General features: G+C 61.7%; 25 protein-coding genes. 7 read left to right on the forward strand and 18 right to left on the reverse strand.

Annotated elements, in window-relative coordinates:
• Positions 1–82: 82 nt before the first annotated feature.
• The 3 genes from tnpB to EWH12_RS10485 form a co-directional block, all read right to left on the reverse strand.
• Positions 83–265, reverse strand: coding sequence for an IS66 family insertion sequence element accessory protein TnpB (tnpB, locus tag EWH12_RS10475; protein ID WP_242496012.1), 183 nt, complete (start codon positions 263–265; stop codon positions 83–85).
• Positions 184–624, reverse strand: a complete 441-nt coding sequence (locus EWH12_RS22650; protein ID WP_129926524.1) for an Arm DNA-binding domain-containing protein — start codon at positions 622–624, stop codon at positions 184–186. Before EWH12_RS22650 ends, tnpB begins: the two co-directional genes overlap by 82 nt.
• Before the next feature lie 248 nt (positions 625–872).
• The gene (locus EWH12_RS10485; protein ID WP_129926525.1) at positions 873–2,048 is read right to left on the reverse strand and encodes a Fic family protein; all 1,176 of its coding nucleotides are present in this window, start codon (positions 2,046–2,048) and stop codon (positions 873–875) included.
• Between the two features lie 621 nt (positions 2,049–2,669).
• On the opposite strand from EWH12_RS10485, the gene EWH12_RS22900 reads away from it, so the two are divergent.
• Complete coding sequence (locus EWH12_RS22900; RefSeq protein ID WP_277986023.1) at positions 2,670–2,801, forward strand: hypothetical protein; 132 nt, start codon at positions 2,670–2,672, stop codon at positions 2,799–2,801.
• On the opposite strand, the gene EWH12_RS10490 is transcribed toward EWH12_RS22900, so the two are convergent.
• The 5 genes from EWH12_RS10490 to EWH12_RS10510 are packed head-to-tail and all read right to left on the reverse strand — an operon-like array spanning position 2,782 to position 5,851.
• Complete coding sequence (locus EWH12_RS10490; RefSeq protein ID WP_129926526.1) at positions 2,782–4,068, reverse strand: arsenic transporter; 1,287 nt, start codon at positions 4,066–4,068, stop codon at positions 2,782–2,784. The genes EWH12_RS22900 and EWH12_RS10490 overlap by 20 nt on opposite strands.
• A complete protein-coding gene (gene arsC, locus EWH12_RS10495; RefSeq protein WP_066601432.1) occupies positions 4,065–4,496 on the reverse strand; it encodes an arsenate reductase (glutaredoxin) in 432 nt (143 codons plus the stop codon). The genes EWH12_RS10490 and arsC overlap by 4 nt, the downstream gene beginning before the upstream one ends.
• Positions 4,493–5,014: an arsenate reductase ArsC gene (locus EWH12_RS10500; protein WP_129926527.1), complete on the reverse strand. Its 522-nt coding sequence runs from the start codon at positions 5,012–5,014 to the stop codon at positions 4,493–4,495. Before EWH12_RS10500 ends, arsC begins: the two co-directional genes overlap by 4 nt.
• Complete coding sequence (locus EWH12_RS10505; protein WP_422917725.1) at positions 5,011–5,367, reverse strand: ArsR/SmtB family transcription factor; 357 nt, start codon at positions 5,365–5,367, stop codon at positions 5,011–5,013. The genes EWH12_RS10500 and EWH12_RS10505 overlap by 4 nt, the downstream gene beginning before the upstream one ends.
• A 52-nt stretch (positions 5,368–5,419) precedes the next feature.
• Positions 5,420–5,851 (reverse strand): hypothetical protein, encoded by a 432-nt coding sequence (locus EWH12_RS10510; RefSeq protein WP_129926528.1) that lies wholly within the window; start codon positions 5,849–5,851, stop codon positions 5,420–5,422.
• Positions 5,852–5,880: 29 nt separating this feature from the next.
• On the opposite strand from EWH12_RS10510, the gene EWH12_RS10515 reads away from it, so the two are divergent.
• From EWH12_RS10515 to EWH12_RS10530, 4 genes are all read left to right on the forward strand, one after another.
• Positions 5,881–6,204 (forward strand): flavin reductase, encoded by a 324-nt coding sequence (locus EWH12_RS10515; RefSeq protein WP_129926529.1) that lies wholly within the window; start codon positions 5,881–5,883, stop codon positions 6,202–6,204.
• A 61-nt stretch (positions 6,205–6,265) separates the two neighbouring features.
• Positions 6,266–6,952 (forward strand): 3-oxoacid CoA-transferase subunit A, encoded by a 687-nt coding sequence (locus EWH12_RS10520; RefSeq protein WP_066601425.1) that lies wholly within the window; start codon positions 6,266–6,268, stop codon positions 6,950–6,952.
• 14 nt (positions 6,953–6,966) lie between these two features.
• On the forward strand, positions 6,967–7,617 hold the full coding sequence (locus tag EWH12_RS10525) for a 3-oxoacid CoA-transferase subunit B (RefSeq protein WP_066605148.1): 651 nt from the start codon (positions 6,967–6,969) through the stop codon (positions 7,615–7,617).
• A 14-nt stretch (positions 7,618–7,631) separates the two neighbouring features.
• Positions 7,632–8,423 (forward strand): enoyl-CoA hydratase/isomerase family protein, encoded by a 792-nt coding sequence (locus EWH12_RS10530; protein ID WP_066601424.1) that lies wholly within the window; start codon positions 7,632–7,634, stop codon positions 8,421–8,423.
• An 80-nt stretch (positions 8,424–8,503) separates the two neighbouring features.
• Here the strand turns inward: EWH12_RS10530 and bioB are convergent, their stop codons facing one another.
• The 7 genes from bioB to EWH12_RS10565 all read right to left on the reverse strand — a co-directional run bounded on the left by bioB (position 8,504) and on the right by EWH12_RS10565 (position 14,278).
• Positions 8,504–9,514 (reverse strand): biotin synthase BioB, encoded by a 1,011-nt coding sequence (gene bioB, locus EWH12_RS10535; protein WP_129926530.1) that lies wholly within the window; start codon positions 9,512–9,514, stop codon positions 8,504–8,506.
• Complete coding sequence (locus tag EWH12_RS10540; RefSeq protein WP_129926531.1) at positions 9,511–10,293, reverse strand: enoyl-CoA hydratase-related protein; 783 nt, start codon at positions 10,291–10,293, stop codon at positions 9,511–9,513. Before EWH12_RS10540 ends, bioB begins: the two co-directional genes overlap by 4 nt.
• Positions 10,290–11,711: a 3-hydroxyacyl-CoA dehydrogenase NAD-binding domain-containing protein gene (locus EWH12_RS10545; RefSeq protein ID WP_129926532.1), complete on the reverse strand. Its 1,422-nt coding sequence runs from the start codon at positions 11,709–11,711 to the stop codon at positions 10,290–10,292. Before EWH12_RS10545 ends, EWH12_RS10540 begins: the two co-directional genes overlap by 4 nt.
• Positions 11,711–12,136, reverse strand: coding sequence for a biotin/lipoyl-containing protein (locus tag EWH12_RS10550; RefSeq protein ID WP_129926533.1), 426 nt, complete (start codon positions 12,134–12,136; stop codon positions 11,711–11,713). Before EWH12_RS10550 ends, EWH12_RS10545 begins: the two co-directional genes overlap by 1 nt.
• Positions 12,133–13,500, reverse strand: a complete 1,368-nt coding sequence (locus EWH12_RS10555; protein ID WP_066601412.1) for an acetyl-CoA carboxylase biotin carboxylase subunit — start codon at positions 13,498–13,500, stop codon at positions 12,133–12,135. The genes EWH12_RS10550 and EWH12_RS10555 overlap by 4 nt, the downstream gene beginning before the upstream one ends.
• A complete protein-coding gene (gene accB, locus EWH12_RS10560; RefSeq protein ID WP_066601411.1) occupies positions 13,500–13,985 on the reverse strand; it encodes an acetyl-CoA carboxylase biotin carboxyl carrier protein in 486 nt (161 codons plus the stop codon). The genes EWH12_RS10555 and accB overlap by 1 nt, the downstream gene beginning before the upstream one ends.
• 62 nt (positions 13,986–14,047) lie before the next feature.
• Positions 14,048–14,278, reverse strand: a complete 231-nt coding sequence (locus EWH12_RS10565; protein ID WP_129926534.1) for a hypothetical protein — start codon at positions 14,276–14,278, stop codon at positions 14,048–14,050.
• Positions 14,279–14,596: 318 nt separating this feature from the next.
• Between EWH12_RS10565 and EWH12_RS10570 the strand changes: the two genes are divergently transcribed.
• Together EWH12_RS10570 and EWH12_RS10575 are read left to right on the forward strand one after the other, a co-directional pair.
• Positions 14,597–15,307: a TetR/AcrR family transcriptional regulator gene (locus EWH12_RS10570; RefSeq protein WP_242496013.1), complete on the forward strand. Its 711-nt coding sequence runs from the start codon at positions 14,597–14,599 to the stop codon at positions 15,305–15,307.
• A gap of 411 nt (positions 15,308–15,718) precedes the next feature.
• Complete coding sequence (locus EWH12_RS10575; protein ID WP_242496014.1) at positions 15,719–16,432, forward strand: TetR/AcrR family transcriptional regulator; 714 nt, start codon at positions 15,719–15,721, stop codon at positions 16,430–16,432.
• 29 nt (positions 16,433–16,461) lie between these two features.
• Here the strand turns inward: EWH12_RS10575 and EWH12_RS10580 are convergent, their stop codons facing one another.
• The 3 genes from EWH12_RS10580 to EWH12_RS10590 form a co-directional block, all read right to left on the reverse strand.
• A complete protein-coding gene (locus tag EWH12_RS10580) occupies positions 16,462–17,373 on the reverse strand; it encodes an alpha/beta hydrolase (protein ID WP_066601403.1) in 912 nt (303 codons plus the stop codon).
• 8 nt (positions 17,374–17,381) lie between these two features.
• Positions 17,382–18,479 carry an LLM class flavin-dependent oxidoreductase gene (locus tag EWH12_RS10585; RefSeq protein ID WP_165363604.1) on the reverse strand — a complete coding sequence of 366 codons (1,098 nt, stop codon included), beginning with the start codon at positions 18,477–18,479 and terminating at the stop codon, positions 17,382–17,384.
• Positions 18,480–18,655: 176 nt separating this feature from the next.
• Positions 18,656–21,085 carry a TonB-dependent receptor gene (locus EWH12_RS10590; protein WP_082678982.1) on the reverse strand — a complete coding sequence of 810 codons (2,430 nt, stop codon included), beginning with the start codon at positions 21,083–21,085 and terminating at the stop codon, positions 18,656–18,658.
• Positions 21,086–21,172 lie beyond the last annotated feature (87 nt).

Genomic DNA, 21,172 nt, shown 5'->3' on the forward strand with positions numbered 1-21,172 from the left:
TTCCACGCTGTAGATCCCCACACCTCCCTGACTCGGCAGAAAGGCTTCAAGGTGGACGACTTTTACGCCGCCCGCAGCAGGACTATCCCGCCGCTACCGTGGTCGAATATTGCTCCGCCGTTCTCACGCGCTCCAGGATCTTGTAATAGAGGCAAAATCCCTGACCATCCCAGTAAAGCAGCTTCAGCCTGTCGCCGCGCCGTCCCCGAAAGGCGAATACGGCACCACTGGCCGGCTTCTGTCGCAGCACGGTCTGGGCCAGCATTGCAAGACCCGAAATCCCTTTGCGCATGTCAGTGACGCCGCAGGCGAGATAAACTCCCGGCAAACGGCTTCGACCTTCATATTGGGAGTGCGGCGGCGCTTAGTCGGATCAATGCCCTCATCGACCTGGCGTAGGATATCCATCGCCTTCTCGCGGGCCGTGGCCAATGTGATGCGCGGGAAAACGCCCAGCTTCATCCGCTTCTGATCGAGCCCGTAACGGAACTTGACCGAAAAGACCTTTTGCCCTTGCGCCGACACCCGAACACTCATGCCGGGGCAATGAAGATCATGCACTTCATAGCGTTTCGCCTGCGGTTTCAGGGCTTCGAGCGTCTTGTTGGTCAGGGCCTTCTGCATGTGTCATCCTTTCGATGACACTTCAATAATCACGGAAATCAGCCAATCTCAAAGAAATTCCCAGCGCCCGAAGAACCTGAATTGGGAAAGTTCAGCGTGACGCGATTTGACCATACCGCACATGACCGGGGGGTGCTTTAGACCAAGCCGTCATGACGATCTTCGGACCAAGTGCCGCGACACTGATTCTGGGTTTTGCGGCCTCACGTGATTACGTTTGGCGTGGCGGTGATCGATAAACCGGCTTCCTATCGATCATCTCCAAGTTCCGTACCGATCCGAAGCAGATCGACATAAGCTGCATATGCAAAGCTGCGATCCCGACGCCTGCCGGTTGTTTCTGTCAAAACCCCAACAGAAACTAGCGCTTCGATCGCCCGGATCGCAGTTGGCTTGCTGATCCCAAGCAAGGTCATGGCGGACGCGACCGTGACGATCGGATGGTTGGGCAGTTCCTCAAACAGTCTGACAGCGGACACGGAAGCGGCATCACTCGCCAACAGCCGAGCGCGATCTTGGCCGACAATAGCGAAGATGTCGCGTGCTGATGTCACCGCCTCGTCGGCGATCGTCGCGACCCCGTCGAGAAAGAAGTCGGCCCAGCCTTCCCAATCGCCTTGTGTCCGCACAGCATCCAGCCGCCGGTAATATTCGGCTCGATGACGCTTGAAGAACAGACTGAGGTAAAGCGATGGCGCACGGAGCAGCCCCCAATGCTGGAGGAGCAACGAAATCAGCAACCGGCCTATGCGCCCGTTGCCGTCAAGATAGGGGTGGATCGTTTCAAACTGAACATGAACGAGGCCGGCGCGAATGAGCGGGGGCAAGTCATCATCCGCGTGAATGTATTTTTCGAGCGCGCTCAATAACTCCGGTACGCGCGTGGGCGGCGGCGGAACGAACACCGCATTGCCGGGCCTGCTACCTCCAATCCAGTTTTGACTGCGCCGGATTTCGCCGGGCTGCTTCGTTGCCCCCCTCACGCCGTCCATCAATCTGCGATGTGCATCGTTCAGGAGGCGCATGGAAATCGGGATACCCGAGGGGTTCGCCAATTCCTGTTGAACGTGGTTGAGGGCGTCCAGATAATTGCAGACCTCTTCTACGTCGGCGTCCGGCGCATTTACGTCATCTGCCTCGAAGCTCAGCAGATCGAGAAGCGTTGCCTGCGTCCCTTCTATCTGTGACGAGATCACGGCTTCCTTGCGGACGAACCCATAGAGAAACCAGTCAAGCGACGGCACCATCTCTGTTGCCAGATCGAGCCGCACCAAGGCCTGCTCCGCAGCACGTAAACGCCTGCTGAGGGGGTCGGAAATGGCAAAAGCAGGAGCGCGTGGCGGCAATGCGTATGGCAAAAAGGCCGGGACATCCTCCCCGCCCGCTATCACGTTCTCATATTCACCCGTCGTTCGTTTGGTCATGGCACTCGCAATTCGGTATGGAGATAGGAACGACACTGTGCCTATCCCCAATCACTAATAACGATATCGTGACTTATTGCGCATAAAAGTCAACTATCCGTTATTAACGCCGATGGGGTTATGGCGACGAGGTGGGATTTTTCCTGACGCACGCAACTGCGATCGATATCACGCTGCGGCTAGGCCAGCGGATGGATCACGCCGCCTTTACCCTCCATCGCTCTGATACCCAGAAAATCGACGATCTTCCGTGTGGGTATCAAGGGGGTCCCGGGCGCCCGAACTTGCATGAATGGACCTGAAGCAATACGCCTTGGAATCAGCGGGTCGAAGATACGGCTTCGTGTTCCCCAAGACGCGATATGACGCAGAATGACAAGCTATAACAAGAGCTTAAGCCAGCTCTTAATCAGCGGGTCCTTGGTTCGAGCCCAAGTGCGTCCACCATATTCATAGTAAAAGCAATTAGTTACACAGAGCGCAATGCGCTCAGAAACTGCTTACGGTTTTTTTCGTAGGCAGATCGTAAATTGTAGCGCGGTGCGCGTTTGTTCACTTCATGCGTTCCACATTGGGCGCGACGCACCTTGTATAGGAGGCGATTGAACACAGGAGCAGCGAGTGAAGACCATCGACCACATCAACACCTTTAGCTTTGCCGGCCACGATGAAATGCGCGGCGACGACAGCAGGCCAGGTGTCCGATTGAGACAGGGGGCCGAAAGCGGTTGGATCACCCCGCCCCGATCCTGATTGCAAGCGCGGCGAGCGTCACCAACAAGACCGGGACAGTCAGGGTTGCACCCAGCTTGAAATAATAGCCCCAGCCGATGCGAATGCCCTTTTGTCCAAGGACGTGCAGCCAGAGCAGCGTCGCAAGCGACCCGATCGGCGTGATTTTCGGGCCAAGGTCGCAGCCAATCACATTGGCGTAGATCATGGCTTCCTTGACCGCCCCCGTGGCGTGGGTGGCATCGATCGACAGCGCGCCCACCAGCACGGTCGGCATATTGTTCATCACCGACGATAGCAACGCAGCGATGATCCCGGCGCCGAACGCCGCGCCCCAAACGCCGCCTTGCGCCGTGCGATCGAGCAGGCTGGCGAGATGATCGATCAGCCCCGCATTTCGCAGTCCATAGACGACCAGATACATGCCGAGTGAGAAAATCACGACCTGCCACGGCGCTCCGCGCAAAACCTTGCGTGTTTCGATTGCATGACCCCGCGCGGCGATGACGAGCAGCAGAGCCGCACCGGCAGCGGCGACGGCGCTGACCGGCACGCCGACAGGTTCGAGCAGGAAGAAGCCCGCCAGCAGCAGGGCAAGAACGACCCAGCCTCCCCTGAAGGTAGCGGAATCGCGGATGGCCTCGCCAGGCGCGCGGAGATGGGCCACATCATAGCTGGCCGGTATCTCGCGCCGGAAGAACAGCAGCAGCACGATCAATGTCGCCGCGATCGACGCCAGATCGACCGGCACCATTACCGAGGCATAGTCGGCAAAACCGATCCCGAAAAAGTCAGCCGACACGATGTTGACGAGGTTGGAGACGATCAGCGGCAGGCTGGCGGTATCGGCGATGAACCCCGCTGCCATGACGAACGCCAGCGTCGCCTTGTCGCGGTATCCCAGCGCGCGCAGCATGGCGATGACGATCGGCGTCAGGATCAGAGCGGCTCCATCATTGGCGAACAACGCCGACACGGCTGCACCCAGAAGCACGATCAGGACGAACAGCCTGTGGCCATGGCCCCGGCCCCAGCGGGCGACATGCAACGCCGCCCATTCAAAGAACCCGGCTTCGTCCAGCAACAGGCTGACGATGATGATCGCCACGAATGTCGCCGTCGCATTCCAGACGATGCTCCACACCACCGGAATGTCGGAGAAAGACACCACCCCGACAAACAGCGCGACGGCCGCGCCACCCAGGGCGCTCCAACCGATGCCAAGCCCCCTGGGTTGCCATATGACGAGCGCAATCGTGGCGACGAAGATGGAGAGCGCGAGAATCATGAAGCGATGCGCTGACCGGATGCGTCCACCACCTTGTCGCCATCTTCCTTGGTGAACGCACCTAGTTGAGTATCGGGCAGCAGATCAAGGACGGCTTCGGAGGGGCGGCACAGCTTTACCCCTAGCGGCGAAACGACCAGTGGACGGTTGATGAGGATGGGATGAGCCATCATGGCGTCGAACAGCGCTTCGTCGGCCATCGATGTGTCACCTAAGCCCAATTCGGCGTAGGGGGCGCCTTTCTCGCGCAGCAGATCGCGCGGCGTAATATCTGCCCGATCGACAAGCTGGACGAGCAGCGCGCGCGATGGCGGCGTCTTCAAATATTCGACAACGTGCGGCTCGATGCCCGCATTGCGGATCATGGCAAGCGTATTGCGCGACGTGCCGCATTCAGGATTATGGTAGATGATGATGTCCAAGGTCATGGGGCTTCTCCCGCCTTGCCGCTGGCGCCTTCGCCTTGGCCGATTTCCTTGAGTTTACGGCGGGTGGCCATTTCATCGAGGCTGGTCAGCGGCAGCGCCAGAAACAGGGCGATACGGTTCTGGAGATAGCGCAACGCCTGAAGAAAGGCGTCCCGCTGGCCCTCCCCTTCGATCGCCGCTGGATCTTCGATACCCCAATGCGCGGTCATTGGATGGCCGATCCACACGGGGCATGTCTCGCCTGCGGCATTGTCGCATACGGTAAAGATGAAATCGAAACTGGGGGCGTCGGGGGTGGCGAATTCGTCCCAGCTTTTGGACCGCATGTCGGCGGTGTCAAAGCTAAGGTTGTTCAGCACCGAAAGCGCCATCGGATGGACTTGGCCCGTTGGCTGACTTCCGGCGCTGTAAGCCTTGAAACGACCTTCGCCCAGCTTGTTCATTATCGCCTCGCCCAGGATCGAGCGTGCGCTGTTTCCCGTGCACAAGAACAGGACGTTATAGATTTTATCGGTCACACTCCGGCTCCCTCAGGACTGGCACTGCAAGTGATGGCGGATAGAAGGTCGGCGCAGGCGTTCGGGTCGCCCCGGCAGCAATCGGCCATGAGGAAGTTGAGCAGCGCATGAATCCCGGCATAATCGGCGGCATAATGAATGAGGCGGCTTGTCCGCCACGACATTACGAGACCAGCCTGTTCCAGTTTCGCCAGATGATGCGACATGGTGGAGGGTGGAACGTCCATTGCCTCAGCGACGGCGCCGGCGATCATACCATCAGGACCAGTCTGCATCAGCAGCCTGAATACCGACAGTCTTGTATCCTGTGCGAGCGCGGCGAGCGCCGCTACAGCCTTGGTTTGCTCCATCATCCATCCTCGCTTCGATGACGGTCGAATTATGGCGTCGATCACCCAGCGTCAATTATATTTCTACAATTGCAAAAATATCGAATTGCTGCCGCGTTGATGCGTTAAACCGGATAGATCGAACGAAGGACGGAGGCGGCGCGCTCTCGCTGGCCGATATGCCCCGTGCCGGATCACTCAGTTGGGAAGCCGGGAGAAGCACCGTGGCGGCAATGTCCGCCGCGCGCTGGCGCGCATGATTGCGCTGGATGAGGCGGTCAAGGCCGCTCTCGGCTGACCGATCGTCGGATATGTTCATACTGGTTAGGCCGATCACCGCCATATCTTCGCGTTCATTGGCGGGCCTGTTCGCCCGCCGCACATAGATGGCCCTGAAGCCGATATGCAGCAATGAAGGCGTTGAGGGATGCGCCATTTGCAGCCTGAGGCGATACCCTGCCAGTCTCTTCAATTGACGCTTGCCACCATCGCATATCGCCTCTATCAATATCCGACGTTTAATCGGATTGCAATTTGATGCAGCCTTCCACTTATCGCGCCGACTTTGTTCAGGTCATGCGCCATATGACCGGCACCGTGGCCATCGTCGCGCGCGCGCAGCGCGATGACAGGACCGGCCTGGCCACGATCGCCGATGACGCATTGACCGCAGACCCGCTCATACTCCTGGCCTGCGTCAACCGCACGGCGTGCGCCGATGCATTGATCGTGCAGGCGGCCGTCTTTAGCGTGAATGTCGTAACTGCCAGCGTTGCCAAAATCGTCGCCTTATGTTCCGCCCACCACCGCTGCGGCGTTCAAATGCCTTGGAAGCCGAACAAGTCTACGAGACGTGATTAAGCAATATCCGAAATATTATCGGATATAAGCAGATATGATATGAGATTGAGAGGCTTTTTGCATGATAGACAAGATCAGTCCGTCCCTGCGACAGGCGGTCGCCGATCTCCATGATGGTGCATCCATCATGATCAGCGGCTTTGGCGACGCCGGCGCACCCCATGAACTGATGGAGGCCGTGATCGCACATGGCGCGAGCGACCTGACGATCATCAGCAATAATGCCGGCGCTGGCGAGAGCGGCATCGCTGCGCTCATCAAGGCCAATCGCGTGCGCAAGGTCATCTGCTCCTTCCCGCGACAGGCAGCGTCCCACCATTTTGATGCGCGTTATCGCGCGGGCGAAGTTGAACTGGAACTGGTGCCGCAGGGCAATCTGGCCGCGCGCATCCAGGCTGCGGGATCCGGGCTGGGCGCGATCTTCACGCCGACCGGCTATGGCACGCTGTTGGCGCAGGGCAAGGAAACGCGCGAGATCGACGGGCGCAACTATGTGCTGGAATATCCCATTCATGCCGATTTCGCCTTGATAAAAGCGCGCGCGGGCGATCGCTGGGGCAATCTGGTCTATCGCAAGGTGGCGCGCAATTTCGGTCCAATCATGGCGATGGCGGCCAAGACCACGATCGCTCAGGTAGCGGAGGTCGTGGAACTAGGCGCGCTCGATCCCGAAACGGTCGTGACGCCCGGCATCTTCGTCAATCGGGTGGTGCAGGTCGCCCCGCTATCCGTCGCGGCTGCGGCATGAAGGAGACAAGCATCATGCAGCGGATGAACCGTGAAGAAATGGCCGCGCGGGTGGCGCGGGACATTCCCGAAGGCGCCTATGTCAATCTGGGCATCGGCCTGCCCACAATGGTGGCCAATTTCCTGCCGCAGGAGCGCGACATATTCCTGCAAAGCGAAAACGGCCTGCTGGGCATGGGACCGGCGCCGGCCGAGGAGGATGTCGACTGGGAACTGATCAACGCGGGCAAGCAGCCGGTGACGCTGCTGGCGGGCGGCTCCTTCTTCCACCATGGCGATTCATTTTCGATGATGCGCGGCGGGCACATCGACATTTGCGTGCTGGGCGCATTTCAGGTGTCGGTCAACGGCGACCTGGCCAATTGGCATACCGGCGCGCCCGATGCCATTCCCGCCGTGGGTGGGGCGATGGACCTGGCGGTGGGCGCCAAGCAGGTGTTCGTGATGATGGACCTGATGACCAAACGCGGGCAGAGCAAGCTGGTGGCGCAGTGCAGCTATCCGCTGACCGGCCTGTCATGCGTATCGCGCGTCTATACCGATGTGGCGGTGTTCGACGTCGGCCCGGCAGGCGCGCATGTCGTCGAAATGGTGCCGGGCATGACGATCGACCAGTTGCGCGACATGACCGGGGTGGACCTGCAACTGGCGCTGGAAGGCGTTTGAGCGGGGAGAGCATCATGCGCGTCAGTCATGTTTTCGGCGCCTTCACGCTGGACGTGCAGGACAATGGCGTGGGGTTGCTCACCTTCTCCCGCCCGCCGGTCAATGCGGTGTCTCTCTCCGTCTATGAGGAGATAGGCCGCTTTGCCGATCATGTCGCGGCTGACCGGACGATCCGCGTCATCGTCATCACCGCGCCAGACGATGCGCGCGCCTGGTGCGGGGGTGCGGACCTGCATGAATTCAAGGGGATGACGGCCGAAAAGCGCAAGGAACGCTATCAGTTCATCAACGCGCAACTGCCCCGGTTCCACCATATCGACCGACCGATGATCGCCGCGATCCGGGGCGCGACGGTGGGCGTGGGCGTGATGCTGGCCGGGATGTGCGACCTGCGCATCGCGGCGGAGGATGCACGCTTTGCCTGCCCCGAAGTGGATTATGGACTGGTGGGCGGTAGCGCAGGGCTGTTCGCCAGCCTGCGGATGCCCGAAGCCAAGGTCCGCGAAATGCTGTATACCGGGCGCACCTTTACCGCGCGGGAGCTGGAATCGACCGGCTTCTTCAACTATGTCGTCCCCGCACCTGCGGTGCTGCCGATCGCGATGGACCTGGCCAACCAGATGGCGCGCAAGAGCATGTCGACCCTGCGCGCACGCAAGCTGGCGTCACTGACCTGGGAAGGGTCCGAATGGATGGACGCCTATCTGGAAGCGCAGGAGGTATCGTCGGCGCTGGTGGAAAATCCTGAAAGCGAGGCGGCGGTGCTGGCCGCGCTCGAACGGGGCCGGCGGCGTACGCAGCGCTGAACGCGCCATTGTGACATGCTTTGCCGTTTGTGGCAGGGTCGCGCTCCAACGGTCGCACCCTGCGCACCGGGGCTACGCCGTCAGGCCAATGGTTGCAGACCCAGTTTCGCAAACAGCGCCGTGTCTGCATCGCCACCATTATTGCCGGTCGTCAGCAGACGATCGCCCGTGAAGATGGAATTGGCGCCGGCCATGAAGCAAAGCGCCTGCCCTGCTTCACTCATGCTTTCGCGACCGGCCGACAGGCGCACGACGCTGCGCGGCATGATGATCCGCGCCGCCGCGACGGTGCGCACAAATTCGATCTCATCAATCCGCGCCAGCGGCGTGTCGGCCAGCATATCGCCCAACACTGTGCCGGGAATGGGCACCAGCGCGTTCAGCGGCACGCTGTCGGGCGGTTCGGGCAGGGTGGCGAGCGCGTGAAGAAAACCGATGCGATCATCGCGGGTTTCGCCCATCCCCAATATGCCACCGCAGCACACCGCCATGCCCGCCCGGCGCACATGGTCCAGCGTATCGAGCCGGTCCTGAAAGCTGCGCGTGGTGATGACATTGGCATAATATTCGGGACTGGTGTCGATATTATGATTGTAATAGTCGAGACCGGCCTGTGCCAGCGCGTCAGCCTGATCGCTGTTCAACATGCCCAGCGTCATGCAGGTTTCCAGGCCGAGCGCCTTCACCTGCCGCACCATGTCGAGCAGCGCGGGCATGTCGCGCGCCTTGGGTTCGCGCCAGGCCGCCCCCATGCAGAAACGGCTGGAACCGTCCGCCTTCGCCTGTCGCGCGGCAGCGACCACCGTGTCGGCGTCGATCAGCTTTTGCGCCTTTACCCCGCTCTTGGCGAAGGCGGACTGGCTGCAATAGCCGCAATCTTCCGCGCAGCCCCCCGTCTTGATGGACAGCAAGGTGGACAGTTGAACCGCGTTGCGGGGATGGTGCCGGATATGCACCGCCTGGGCACGCGCCACCAGATCGAGGAATGGCAGATCGAACAGCGCGGCAATGGATTCGCGCGATATGTCGAACAGGACAGGGTCAGGCACGGATCGCGCAGACGCGGCGTCGAACGGAGACAGATGGTTCATGTGCCGCTCCATTGCGGGTCGCGCTTCTCGAAGAAGGCGCTGGTGCCTTCCCGCTTGTCGGCGGTGCCGAACAGGGCGGAAAAAGCCTGACGTTCCAGCAGAAGATGCGCGGACTGGTGCGTTTCGAAGGTCGCGCGGACCATCGCCTTGCCCTGCTGCATCGCCAGCGGCGCGCGCCCGGCGATGCGGGTGGCGAGTTCAGTCGCGACGGACAATGCCTGCCCGTCTTCGACCATCTGCGCGATCAGGCCCGCTTGTAGCGCTTCGGCGGCGGACAGCGGATCGCCCAGCAGCACCATCCGCATCGCCCGGCTGCGCCCGACCAGCCGGGGCAGGATTGCCGTCCCTCCGGCCCCCGGTATGATACCCAGATTGGTTTCGGGCTGGCCGAATTTCGCGCTTTCCCCCGCCACGACCAGATCGCAGCACATCACCAGTTCATTCCCGGCGCCCAGCGACCAGCCTTCCACCGCCGCGATCAGCGGCTTGGCAAAGCCGCGGATCCGTGTCCAGATCGCCGGGCGGGGATCGGCGAGCGCGCCGCCGGTGTCGCGGGACGCCAGTTCGGCTATGTCCGCGCCGGCCGCAAAGAAACGGTCCGCGCCGGTGATGACCACCGCGCGGATCGCGGGATCGCCGGCAGCAGCGTCCAGCGCATCGGCGATCCGGCCGAGCAGGTCGGTGGCCAGCGCGTTGCGCTTTTCGGGCCGGTTGAGGCGCAGGAGCAGGATGTGAGCGCCCAGCGGTTCGACCAGCAAGATATTCTGCGCTTCGCTCATGCGCGGTTCCTTAGATAATGGGATGGCCGGTAGAGTGCCTCGCCAGTACCATCCGCAATGTCATCGAGCAGGCGGATAAGCGCCCCGCGTCCGTAGCGGTCGGCCCAGGCGAAGGGACCATAGGGATAGTTGGCGCCGTAACGCAGCGCCGCGTCGACGCCCTGTTCGTCGGCCACCTGTTCCAGCACGGCGTCGGCGGCGGCATTGGCGAGTTGCGCCAGCGTCCGTGCGACGATCATGCCCGGTCGGTCGGCGATTTCGACGCCAGCGCGCGATTGCGCCGCAAGCAGGCCGAGCGCGTCGGGCCGGGCGCTTTGGTCGGAGAGGGTGAAGCCGACCGGGCCGATGGCGTCCGCCGGGGACCAATCGAACAGGATGACCGGCGCACCCATGCTGTCGCTTTCCTGCCGCGCGGTCCGCCCCTGGGTCATGCCGACGAACAGTCCGCCACAGCGGGTGAAGGTGCCGGGCGCGGCATCCCTGAGCGCCTGCGCCGCCTGGCGATGCGCATCGGCAATCATGGCGTCGGGCACCTGCGGATCGGCGGCCTTCTGCGCGCCGTCGCGATAGTCATAAACACCCCGGCCCGTCTTGCGCCCGTACCAGCCGGCATCGACCAGCGCCGCTTGGCGCAGTTGCGGCACGAAGCGGGTGCGCCCGAAATAGGAATCGAACACTGAACGGGCGACAGCGAAGTTTACGTCCTGGCCGATCAGGTCGGTAAGTTCCAGCGGTCCCATGCGGAAGCCCGCCGCGCGGAACAGGGCGTCGATGGCCGGGGCGTCCGCCGCGCCCTCGTTCAGCGCGGTGAAGGCTTCGCCATAGAAGGGGCGCGCCACGCGATTGACGATGAAGCCCGGCACGTCGGCGACGGGGATGGCGACCTTGCCCCAGCTTTCCGCCGTCGCCACGATCCGCGCGGCCACTGCCGGGTAGGTCGCCGCGCCGGAAATCACCTCGACCAGCTTCATGACTGTGGCGGGATTGAAGAAGTGCATTCCCACGAACCGTTCGGGCTGCTTCAACCCCCGCGCCAGCCGGGAGATCGGGAGCGAAGACGTGTTGGTGGCGATGATCGCGTCCGGGGCGACGATCGTTTCGATCCGTTCGAACAACTGTTCCTTGATGCCCGCATCCTCGATGATCGCTTCGATCACCAGTTCGCGGTCGGCCAGCGCGTCGAGCGTCGATACCCATTGCATCCGGTCGCCGATCGCCCGCGCATCGTCCGCCGTCAGCTTGCCGCGCGCGGCCAGCTTGTCCAGGTCCGCGCGCGTGCGCCTTTCGCTCGTTTCCAGCGCCTGCGCGTTGACGTCGAAGATGAGGACCGATGCGCCCGCCTGCGCCGCGACCTGGGCGATGCCCGATCCCATTGCACCTGCGCCGCAAACCGCGACTTTTCCAACAGGGGCGACCATCACGCCAAGCCCGCGATCGACAGCAGGGGAGCGCCATATTCCAGCAACGCGCCCGGCGCCGCGTCCACCCGGACGATCGTGCCCGAAACCGGCGCGGCTATGTCCTCCTGCTCGTCCAGCACACGCACGGTCGCGACGGTCTGACCAACGGTTACTTGCGTACCGGCGGCAAGCGCCTGTTCCAGCGTCGCGACATGGGGAGCGGAAACCAGCGTTTCGGGACCGGCCTGCGGTGTCGGGATGACAACGGCATCGGGCAGCGCAGCAACCCGCATCGGGTTGGCGCAGCCTCCGTCGCGCGCCAGGAAAATCTCCGTATCGCCGGACACGACATGCAATTGCTGCCAGCCATGCGTCAGCAGCGTGTCGAGCAGCGCGCGGGCGTCGTCGATCGCCGCGATTGCCGGATTCTTACCCGCCGTCATGCCGCTTTCTTTCCATAGCCGGGGAGGAGGGTCTGTTCGAGCCAGCGGGTGTGGATGCGGTTTTCGATAAAATCGGGGTGGGCGATGATCGCGCGGTGAAGCGGCAGCGTGGTCGGTACGCCTTCGACCACGAAATTGTCGATCGCGTCGGCCAGCCGGGCGATCGCGTCCGCCCGGTCGCGCCCATGGACGATCAGCTTGCCCACCATGCTGTCGTAAAAGGGCGGGATCATCGCGCCGGCGGACATATGGCTGTCCAGCCGGATGCCCTGTCCCTGCGGCGGTTCCCAGCGGGTGATACGGCCGGGGCTGGGCAGGAAGTCGCGCGCCGCATCCTCCGCATTGATGCGACATTCTATGGCGTGGCCGCTGATCTCGACGTCCTGCTGGCTGACGGACAGGCCCGCGCCGCCCGCGATACGGATCTGTTCCTGCACCAGGTCGAAGCCGGTGATCGCTTCGGACACCGGATGTTCCACCTGGATGCGGGCGTTGACTTCGATGAAGTAGAATTCCTGCCGCTGGACGTCGAACAGAAATTCGGCGGTTCCGGCATTGCGATAATGGACGCTGGCGGCCAGCGCGACGGCGGATTCATGCAATTGGCGGCGCAGATGATCGGGCATCGCGGCGCAGGGCGCTTCCTCGATCAATTTCTGGTAGCGGCGCTGGACCGAACAGTCGCGCTCGCCAAAATGCAGCACATTGCCCCTGCCATCGCCCATCAACTGCACCTCGACATGGCGCGCTTCGGGCACGAAGCGTTCCATGAACAGAGTGCCGTCGCCAAAGGCGGCGACCGCCTCCGCGCTGGCCTTGTGAAAACCGGCCTCCGCCTCGTCGCCATTGTGGGCGATCACCATGCCGCGCCCGCCGCCGCCTGCCGATGCCTTGAGCAATACAGGATAGCCGATCCGGTCCCCTTCCCGCCGCGCATCGGCGGCGGAGGCAACACATTCGCTGCCCGGCACCAGCGGCACGCCAGCCGCCCCCGCCATCGCGCGCGCGCGCAATTTGTCGCCCAGCGCGTCGATGACATCGGGTTCCGGCCCGACGAAGGCGATGCCATGTTGCGCGCACAGGCGCGGCAGGATGGCGCGTTCGGACAGGAAACCATAGCCCGGATGCAGGCCGTCGCAGCCGCTTTCCCTGGCGGCATGGACGATCAGACGCGGGTCGAGATAGGATTTGGCGGCGGCGGCCGGGCCGAGCACGATCGACCGGTCGGCCACCCGCGCGGCAGCACTGTCGCGGTCGGCATCCGACACGGCCACCACCGTTTCGATATTGAGCGCCTGCGCCGCGCGGACGATGCGCAGCGCGATTTCGCCCCGGTTCGCCACGAATAATCTGTTGATCGGCATCAGTCCCTCACCAGCGCAAACAGGGGTTGGCCGCCCTCGACCATGGCGCCGTCTTCTACCAGCACGGCATGGACCGTCCCCGACGCGCCCGCGCGGACGGCGGTGAAGAGCTTCATCACCTCGATCAGGCATAGTTCATCGCCGGCCTGCACTGTCGATCCGACCTCGACATAGTTGGCGGCGCCGGGCTTGGGGGCGCGGTAGAAGGTGCCCAGGTTCGGCGCCTTGATGATGACGGCGTCGTCGGGCAGCGACGATATGGGCGCAGGAGGCGCCACGATCGGTCTGGAAGGCGCGGCGGGCTGGGCGATCGGCACAGATGCCGGCGCAGCGACGGGCGTCGCCGCCTGCGGACGCGCAGCCGAAGCGTCGGTCGATAGATAGAGTTCGAAATCCGGCTTGCGGATATGCAATTCTCTTATTCCCGATCGCGAAAACTCGTCGAGCAACTGTTTCAGCGCATCAGGAAAATCATGTCCGGTCATCGGCACCTTCCGAAAAAGAAGAGCGCTGCGACCGGATCGGCCGCCGCGCCCAGCAGGAGCGTTTAATATTTGCAGGAAAGCGAGAGACGATGAACGGTCGGCTTGCCGCGATAGCGAACAAGCATGTCGAGACAGGTCGAAAAGGCGGTCACATAGGATTGGTTCGTGACATCACGCCCATAGATGCTCGCGCGCCCGCGCCTGCCGCTGCCATTCACGCCGCACGCGGAAACACATGGCGATCGGCCTTCAATTCTGGAAAGGTATAGGGAAATAAAGGGATAATGACCCATCTTCCTCTCCTTCATTCTGCGCCATCCGGCTCAGCGATCTGATCTCTTATGCCGATCTAGCTATATCCCGCCCCCCGCCACGTCAATTATAAAATCGACGTTTTATCGGAAAATATTGAATATTTGAAAGTCAAACGGTCGCAAATCCCCGCTTTTCGCCATTTTCGCTGCGCACCGCGATTGCCCTTCGGGCTTATTTCCCGCACCTGTCAGGCTTTGGGGTTGCGGAGTATGCCAAGCCAAGGCAGTAGAGTGTAGACAGAAGCATATATGGGGCGGCGTTCATGGTCCGGGCGCCGCATGGACTTGGAGGCCTTCGTGGCGACAAAAGAGGTCGTGGTAGAATCGGAGCAGATCGCATCGGACACCGCGAGCGCATGGGACAACCTGCTGGAGGAAATCGCCCACCGGCCCAAACGGGCGACGGAGCGCAAGCAGGATCGCGCCAAGCGTACCGAACAGCAGATATTGAACGCAGCGTTGCGAGTGTTTGCGCGCGACGGCATTTCACGATCGCGGATCGCGGACATCGCGGCGGAGGCCGGCATCTCCACCTCCACCCTCTACGAATATTATAAGAGCAAGGAGGATTTGGCCTATGACGTGCCATTGTCCCACCTCGCCGATTTTTTCGAAAGCTATCATGCGAATGCGGCCAGCCGCACGTCTGCGCGCGAGCGATTGCTGCTCTATCTGGTGATGTCGGCCGATTATGCGCGCGAACATGCCGAATGGGCGCGATTGCTCTATCTGGAAATCTGGCCCAGCGTCTTCGTCAGCGATACCGAGTTGCGCCACAGCATCGACGATTTTACCCGCGTGATCCTGTTCTTGGTGAAGGAAGGCGTCGCCGAGGGTTGGGTCGCGCCAGACCGCAATCCCTATGAGACGGTGGCGCTGCTGATCGGCGGCGTCAACCAGCTCATCATCACCTGGCTGCTCTATCGCAAGCCCAAAAATCTGACGCGCGCGGGCACCGAAATGGCCGAACGGCTGATCGCGATGCTGGAAAATGAAGTCCGCCGATAAGGAGGCTCAAACGTCAGAATCTTGTCGGACCACAAGATGTTTAGTCCCGGCATTTGATGGTGCATCATCCCAAGAATGGAAGGATGCGCAATGCCCAAATTAGACATCGGGGGCGCACGCCCACCGCGCCGTCGCTGCCGACGATCGGCGGCCTGGTTGTAAATATAGCGTGCCGTATGACCTTTTACGCAGTCGCGATTGTCGCTTTCGACCTGTCCACGCGGCTGCTCGGCCGCCATCGGCGCGATCCCGTCGATGCAAAAGCGGCCTGATCGCGGCGCCGCCAATCGATCCAAACCGAAATTTCTTCGTGAATATTCCCATAAACGCTCATATGCTGCATGGAATATAAGGGCATTGCTGCCTATTCGATCGGCTTCCCTGCCCCACGGCATCATCATGGAGATCATAGTGCCAGCAAAAGACGTGATTACGGCCCAGCCGTCGGCGGCGCCGCAGTCCGACAATGGCTGGGACAGCTTGTTGCAGGAAATATCGCACCGGCCCAAACGCGCCACTGAGCGCAAGCAGGATCGCAGCAAGCGGACGGAACAACAGATATTGACCGGCGCATTGCGCGTGTTCGCACGCGATGGCATCTCGCGATCGCGCATCGCCGACATCGCGGCGGAGGCCGGCATTTCCGCCTCGACCCTCTACGAATATTATAAGAGCAAGGAGGATTTGGCCTATGACGTGCCGCTATCCCACCTCGCCGAATTTTTCGAAGGCTATCATGCGGCGGCCGCAAACAAGACGACCCGCGAACGGCTGTTGCTCTACCTCGTCATGTCCGCTGACTATGCGCGCGAACATGCCGAATGGGCGCGCCTTTTCTATCTGGAAATCTGGCCCAGCATATTCGTGACCGATACGGACCTGCGCCATAGCATCAATGATTTCACGCGCGTCCTGCTGTTCCTGGTCAATGACGCGATTGCGGAAGGGTGGATCGCGCGCGATCGCAACCTTTATGAAACCGTCGCGCTGCTGACCGGCGGTATCAACCAGATCATCATTACCTGGCTCCTCTATCGCAAGCCCAGAAACCTGACCAAGGCCGGCACCGAAATGGCCGAACGGCTGATCGCCATGCTGGAGATAGAGGCGGGGGCGACGCGATAAGGCGGACCGACGGCGGCGCAATCGGCTCGTCAGGCCGCGCCGAAATGCCCGCGCACGAACCGGCCGATCTGGTCCAGCGATCGATCCGCTTCCGCCAGAAAGGGAAAGAGCGTCCAGATATGCACCATGCCTTCAGCCAGCACCAGTTCGACTTCTCCGCCCTCTTTCCGTACGCCGGCCGCCAGTCGCACGGCGTCATCGCGTAGCGCTTCGGCATCGCTGGCGGTCAGGAAGAGCGGCGGCAAACCATGATGCTGGCCCCAGACGGGGGATGCCAGAACATGAGCGCGCGGATCGCGATCCTCGATATAGACCTTGCCCATTTCCACGATCATCATCCGGTTGATCAGGGGATCGACGCCATCCAGCGTGACGGCCGACTCCCCTTCCCCCGCCAGGTCGAGCAGCGGCGATATCGCGAATGCCGCCAGCGGCATCGGCAGGCCCGCGTCCCGCGCCGCCATCAGGACCGCGATCGCCAATCCTCCGCCAGCAGAATCGCCGCTCACGACCATTCGATCGGCGCCGTGATGGTCGAGCATGGCGCGATAGGCGGTCATCGCATCGTTCACCGCAGCCGGATAGACGTGGTCGGGCGCCAGCCGGTAATCGGGCACGACCACCGGCGCGCCGCAGACGCGCGACAGCCGCTCGGCGAAGTTGCGATAGGCCCTGGCGCTGCCCATGACATAGCCGCCGCTGTGGAAATGCAGCACGGCGCGGCCATCGACGTCGCCCACGCCGGCCGCCGTCACCTTGAGCGCGGCGACCCCGTCCAAATCGATCGCCTCGATCCGGGCGTCGTTCGGGATCGGAAAGTTCGCGCAGAGCGCTTCGAAACCGTCCCGCCACGCACCGATCGGCGCGGTCGGTTCAGGCGTCGCGGCCCGAAACAGATCGATCGCGCGCTGGTGGTCAGCGCGGGTGGACACCCCGGCCATGGCGCGCGTCAGACCGCGGCCGTCGCGTAATCCCGCGCCATCGCCCTGGCGTCCGGGATGACCTTGTCGCCGAATAGCTGGAGCGACACCATCGCCTCGTCACGGCTCATCCCGCCATAGAAGAAACAGCCGGCCAGGCTGATTTCCGGTCCCAGAACGCGCAGGCGCTCCTCGACGCGGGCCAGCACCTGCGCCGGCGTGCCCACGCCCACCTGCGCATCGACATAGGCCCTGGCCGCCGCGTCCACGCCCATTTCGCGCAGCGCGGCGGCGCCTTCGGCATAGGATTGATAAGCGGATGATTTGGCGAAATGGTCGCCGGTCATCTCATAGTGGCGGACGACCGTCTGATAATAATTGCCGGCGTAGGTGTAGGCCAGTTCGCGCGCTTCGTCGGCATCCTCGCGGATCAGATAGAAATCATCCATGATGATATGCGGCTGGCGATTGGGATGATGGGCGCGGAAAGCATCGCGATATTCGTTCAGCAGCGGCAACATGCCGTCCAGCGGCTTGGTGACGAAAGTCAGCAGGCGACCGCCAATCTCACCGGCGGTGCGGGAGGATTCGGGCGACATGCCGACGGCGCAGAAACTGTCCGCCAATGACGCGCGCGGGGCGGGATGCACCGGGGTCGGGGTCTGCGGATAATATTTGCCCGTGCCTTCGATCACGCCGCTGCGCAGCGCGCTGAGCACCATTTCGAGTGCCTCATCGAACCGCTCGCGCGATTCATCCATGGGGATGCCCATATGGCTATATTCCATCTTGGCGAGGCCACGGCCGAACCCGGCGATGCAGCGGCCGCCGCTCAGATGGTCGAGGAACGCCAGTTTCTCGACCACGCGCAGCGGGTCGTTCCACGGCAGGATCACCGCGCCCAGACAGAGCTTAAGCGTCGTCGTCTTCGCCGCGAGATAGCTGAGCGGCAGGAAATTGTCGGGACAGGCGGAATAGTCGATATCGAAATGATGTTCGGGAGAGCAGCAGATATCGAAGCCCAATCCCTCCACCTTTTCCATCAAGGACAATTCGTCCTGGACGAACTGGAGCGGGCTGCGGATATTGCCGGGATTCTGCCAAACGGGCGTGTAGATAATGTCCATGAACCTCTCCCTCGTTTTCGCCGGGCCGCTGCATGAGCCGCCAATATCGTTCATTATAATATCCGATATATTATCGGATTTATAGCCTTCATCGACCCTGGTCGAGCGCGCGCCTGGTGCGACCGGACGCAAAAACGGCGCCGCTCCCGACGCGGGAACGGCGCCAGTCGCCCCCCTTATTTGATCTTAAACGACATGGTCACGCCATAGGTCGCCGGCATCCCCGCCAAACGGCCTGCCGATGCGCTCGCCGGCACGACTGCGGCGATGTAATATTTGTTGAAGACATTCTTGCCCCACAGCATGACCTTCCAGGCGCCGCCGGGCGCCTCATAGCCAAGCCGTGCGTCCACGGTCGCATAGCCGGGAATCTTGTAGACCAGTCCGATCGGCGCCTGCTTGCGGAACTCGGCGGGATTGTCGGGCCACACGATCCGGCTGCCGCCCAGCGCAGCGTCCTGCGAACTGCGGAAATTGGTCGACACCCCGACGAACGGACCACCATCGCCCGGTGCGCGATAATCGATCGACGCCGTGCCCGACCATTCGGGTGTGTAGGGCAGCGCATCGCCGAAGGCGCCGAAGTCGTTGACCTCGCCAATGATATTGTAATCGCGTGGCGACACCGGCCCTTTCTGCAGCTTGGAGTTCAGATAGGTGACGCCGCCCGACAGTGTCAGGCCCGCGGCCGGACGGATCGTGACATCCGCTTCGCCGCCATAGATGCGCGACTTGGGGATGTTGATGAGGATGTCGAGCACGCCGAACAGCGGATCAAGCAGCTTGCCGCGGATCTGCTTGTTCCGGTAATCATAATAGAAGCCGGCCGCGTTGAACTGCACCGCACGGTCGAACAACTGGGCCTTCAAACCTGCTTCATAGGCCGTCACGGATTCCTGCACGACCGGCTGCAGGCCGACATAGCCCGATGCGGCGAGCGCCGGGAAGCTGCCCGCCTTGTAGCCGCGCGAGACGTTCGCATAGAGCAGCGTCGTGTCGGTCACCTTGTAATCGACGCCCACCCGCCAGGAGACATTGTCCTCCTTCAGCGTCTTGCGGAAGGGTTCGCCCGGCACATTATTGTCGTTGAGCGTATAACAGCCCTCCGGCCCGATCGGCGTGAACGGCACAGTGCCCAGCAGACCGCCCAGGAAATTGAACAGGTCGTTGACATAGCCATTAGCGTCCGTGAAACCGCAATTATAGGCTTTGTTCTTGGACTGGGTGTAGCGAATGCCGCCCTTGAGCGTCAGTTGTGAGCTGATATCAAATTCGAGATTACCGAACGCGGCATAATTGGTGATCTTCTGCTTCATCAAATCGCCGCTGAAATTGATGAACATCAACCCGGCATTGTTGGTGTCATTGTCATAATAGCGCAGGTGCTGAAGCTCACTCGTCGTGCTGCGCTCATAATTGCCGCCAATGATATAGCGTAGCGCCGACGTGCTGGCATTGGCGATCCGCAATTCCTGATTGAACGACGTCAGCTTGCCGTCCGACTTTTGGAGATCGAAACCGACCGCGACCACGCCTTCGCCATCCGTGCGCTGATTTTGCTTGAAATGATCATAGGTGGTGATCGACGTCAGGGTCATGTCGTCGGTCAGGTCATAATCCGCCCGGACCGAAGCCTGGATGAAGGTGCGCTTCGACTTGGGCGAGAAATCGGCGAGTTCGTCCGTCGGCGTGCCGGCAGGACCGCCATAGGGATCGACCGAGAAATGGGTCCAGTCGGCGACGCGCGCATTGCCGAAAGCAAAGGGTTGGTTGGCGTAGATGGGCTTTACATTGGTAAAATCGGTAGGACTCATCGCCACATATTGGATCGCCTGCGGATCGGACGTGTCGCGCGACCCGTTCAGGTTGAACGCCAACTTCAACCGCTCCGACGCCTGCCAGTCCAACAGAATGCGGCCGGCGATATAGTCTTGCGATCCGTTGGTGTCGGTCGGGCGCGTGAGGCTATATTGCCAGTCGTTGAGATGGTGCGCCGTCATGGCGATGCGGCCATTGAGATTTTCCGTCAGCGGCCCGCTGACATAGGCATTGCCATCGATCTGGTTGAAGCGACCATAGGTGATGTCGCCGCCGGCCTCGAACGTGTCGGTCGGCTTGGCGGCGATATAGTTGATCGCGCCGCCGGTCGCATTCTGACCGAACAAGGTGCCCTGCGGGCCTTTCAGCACTTCGATCCGCTCCAAATCGAAGGCGGCATGGGACGCCATGACCGGGAAAGGCAATGGCGCCTGGTCGATATAGACCGACACGGCGGGATAGACGCCCAGCGAGCTTTCGTTGAAGCCGACGCCGCGCAGCGTGAAGATGGGCGTGTTGGTGACCGATGGCGTGAAGGTCAGGCCCGGAACGGCGGACGCAACGTCGGAAAGGGATACGATCTTGCGATCTTGCAACTGTTCCGCGCTCAGGGCGGTGATGGTCAGCCCGACCTTGTTGATATTCTCCTGCCGCTTGTTCGCGGTCACGATGATATCCGCATATTGCGAGGGTTGCGCAGTTGAATCCTGTGCTTCCTGAGCCTGCGCGGCGGTTCCCATGACCAGCCCCGCAACACCCGACAATAAAAGCGCCTTTGCAGCGTTCATTTCGGCATCCTCCCATGTTCTTCGCTTTTTACGAAGCCGAATTAGTATCGGGTTTTAGACGGCATTCTGTCAACCAAAATGAGATAT

Source organism: Sphingobium cupriresistens (assembly GCF_004152865.1).
Classification (GTDB): Bacteria; Pseudomonadota; Alphaproteobacteria; order Sphingomonadales; family Sphingomonadaceae; genus Sphingobium; species Sphingobium cupriresistens.

Excerpts from the sequence above, each read along its gene's own strand:
- tnpB (WP_242496012.1), bottom strand. The coding sequence starts at position 265 with ATGCTGGCCCAGACCGTGCTGCGACAGAAGCCGGCCAGTGGTGCCGTA.
- EWH12_RS22650 (WP_129926524.1), bottom strand. The coding sequence starts at position 624 with ATGCAGAAGGCCCTGACCAACAAGACGCTCGAAGCCCTGAAACCGCAG.
- EWH12_RS10485 (WP_129926525.1), bottom strand. The coding sequence starts at position 2,048 with ATGACCAAACGAACGACGGGTGAATATGAGAACGTGATAGCGGGCGGG.
- EWH12_RS10490 (WP_129926526.1), bottom strand. The coding sequence starts at position 4,068 with ATGATTCTCGCGCTCTCCATCTTCGTCGCCACGATTGCGCTCGTCATA.
- arsC (WP_066601432.1), bottom strand. The coding sequence starts at position 4,496 with ATGACCTTGGACATCATCATCTACCATAATCCTGAATGCGGCACGTCG.
- EWH12_RS10505 (WP_422917725.1), bottom strand. The coding sequence starts at position 5,367 with ATGATGGAGCAAACCAAGGCTGTAGCGGCGCTCGCCGCGCTCGCACAG.
- EWH12_RS10515 (WP_129926529.1), top strand. The coding sequence starts at position 5,881 with ATGCAGCCTTCCACTTATCGCGCCGACTTTGTTCAGGTCATGCGCCAT.
- EWH12_RS10520 (WP_066601425.1), top strand. The coding sequence starts at position 6,266 with ATGATAGACAAGATCAGTCCGTCCCTGCGACAGGCGGTCGCCGATCTC.
- EWH12_RS10525 (WP_066605148.1), top strand. The coding sequence starts at position 6,967 with ATGCAGCGGATGAACCGTGAAGAAATGGCCGCGCGGGTGGCGCGGGAC.
- EWH12_RS10530 (WP_066601424.1), top strand. The coding sequence starts at position 7,632 with ATGCGCGTCAGTCATGTTTTCGGCGCCTTCACGCTGGACGTGCAGGAC.
- bioB (WP_129926530.1), bottom strand. The coding sequence starts at position 9,514 with ATGAACCATCTGTCTCCGTTCGACGCCGCGTCTGCGCGATCCGTGCCT.
- EWH12_RS10540 (WP_129926531.1), bottom strand. The coding sequence starts at position 10,293 with ATGAGCGAAGCGCAGAATATCTTGCTGGTCGAACCGCTGGGCGCTCAC.
- EWH12_RS10545 (WP_129926532.1), bottom strand. The coding sequence starts at position 11,711 with ATGGTCGCCCCTGTTGGAAAAGTCGCGGTTTGCGGCGCAGGTGCAATG.
- EWH12_RS10550 (WP_129926533.1), bottom strand. The coding sequence starts at position 12,136 with ATGACGGCGGGTAAGAATCCGGCAATCGCGGCGATCGACGACGCCCGC.
- EWH12_RS10555 (WP_066601412.1), bottom strand. The coding sequence starts at position 13,500 with ATGCCGATCAACAGATTATTCGTGGCGAACCGGGGCGAAATCGCGCTG.
- accB (WP_066601411.1), bottom strand. The coding sequence starts at position 13,985 with ATGACCGGACATGATTTTCCTGATGCGCTGAAACAGTTGCTCGACGAG.
- EWH12_RS10565 (WP_129926534.1), bottom strand. The coding sequence starts at position 14,278 with ATGGGTCATTATCCCTTTATTTCCCTATACCTTTCCAGAATTGAAGGC.
- EWH12_RS10580 (WP_066601403.1), bottom strand. The coding sequence starts at position 17,373 with ATGGCCGGGGTGTCCACCCGCGCTGACCACCAGCGCGCGATCGATCTG.
- EWH12_RS10585 (WP_165363604.1), bottom strand. The coding sequence starts at position 18,479 with ATGGACATTATCTACACGCCCGTTTGGCAGAATCCCGGCAATATCCGC.
- EWH12_RS10590 (WP_082678982.1), bottom strand. The coding sequence starts at position 21,085 with ATGAACGCTGCAAAGGCGCTTTTATTGTCGGGTGTTGCGGGGCTGGTC.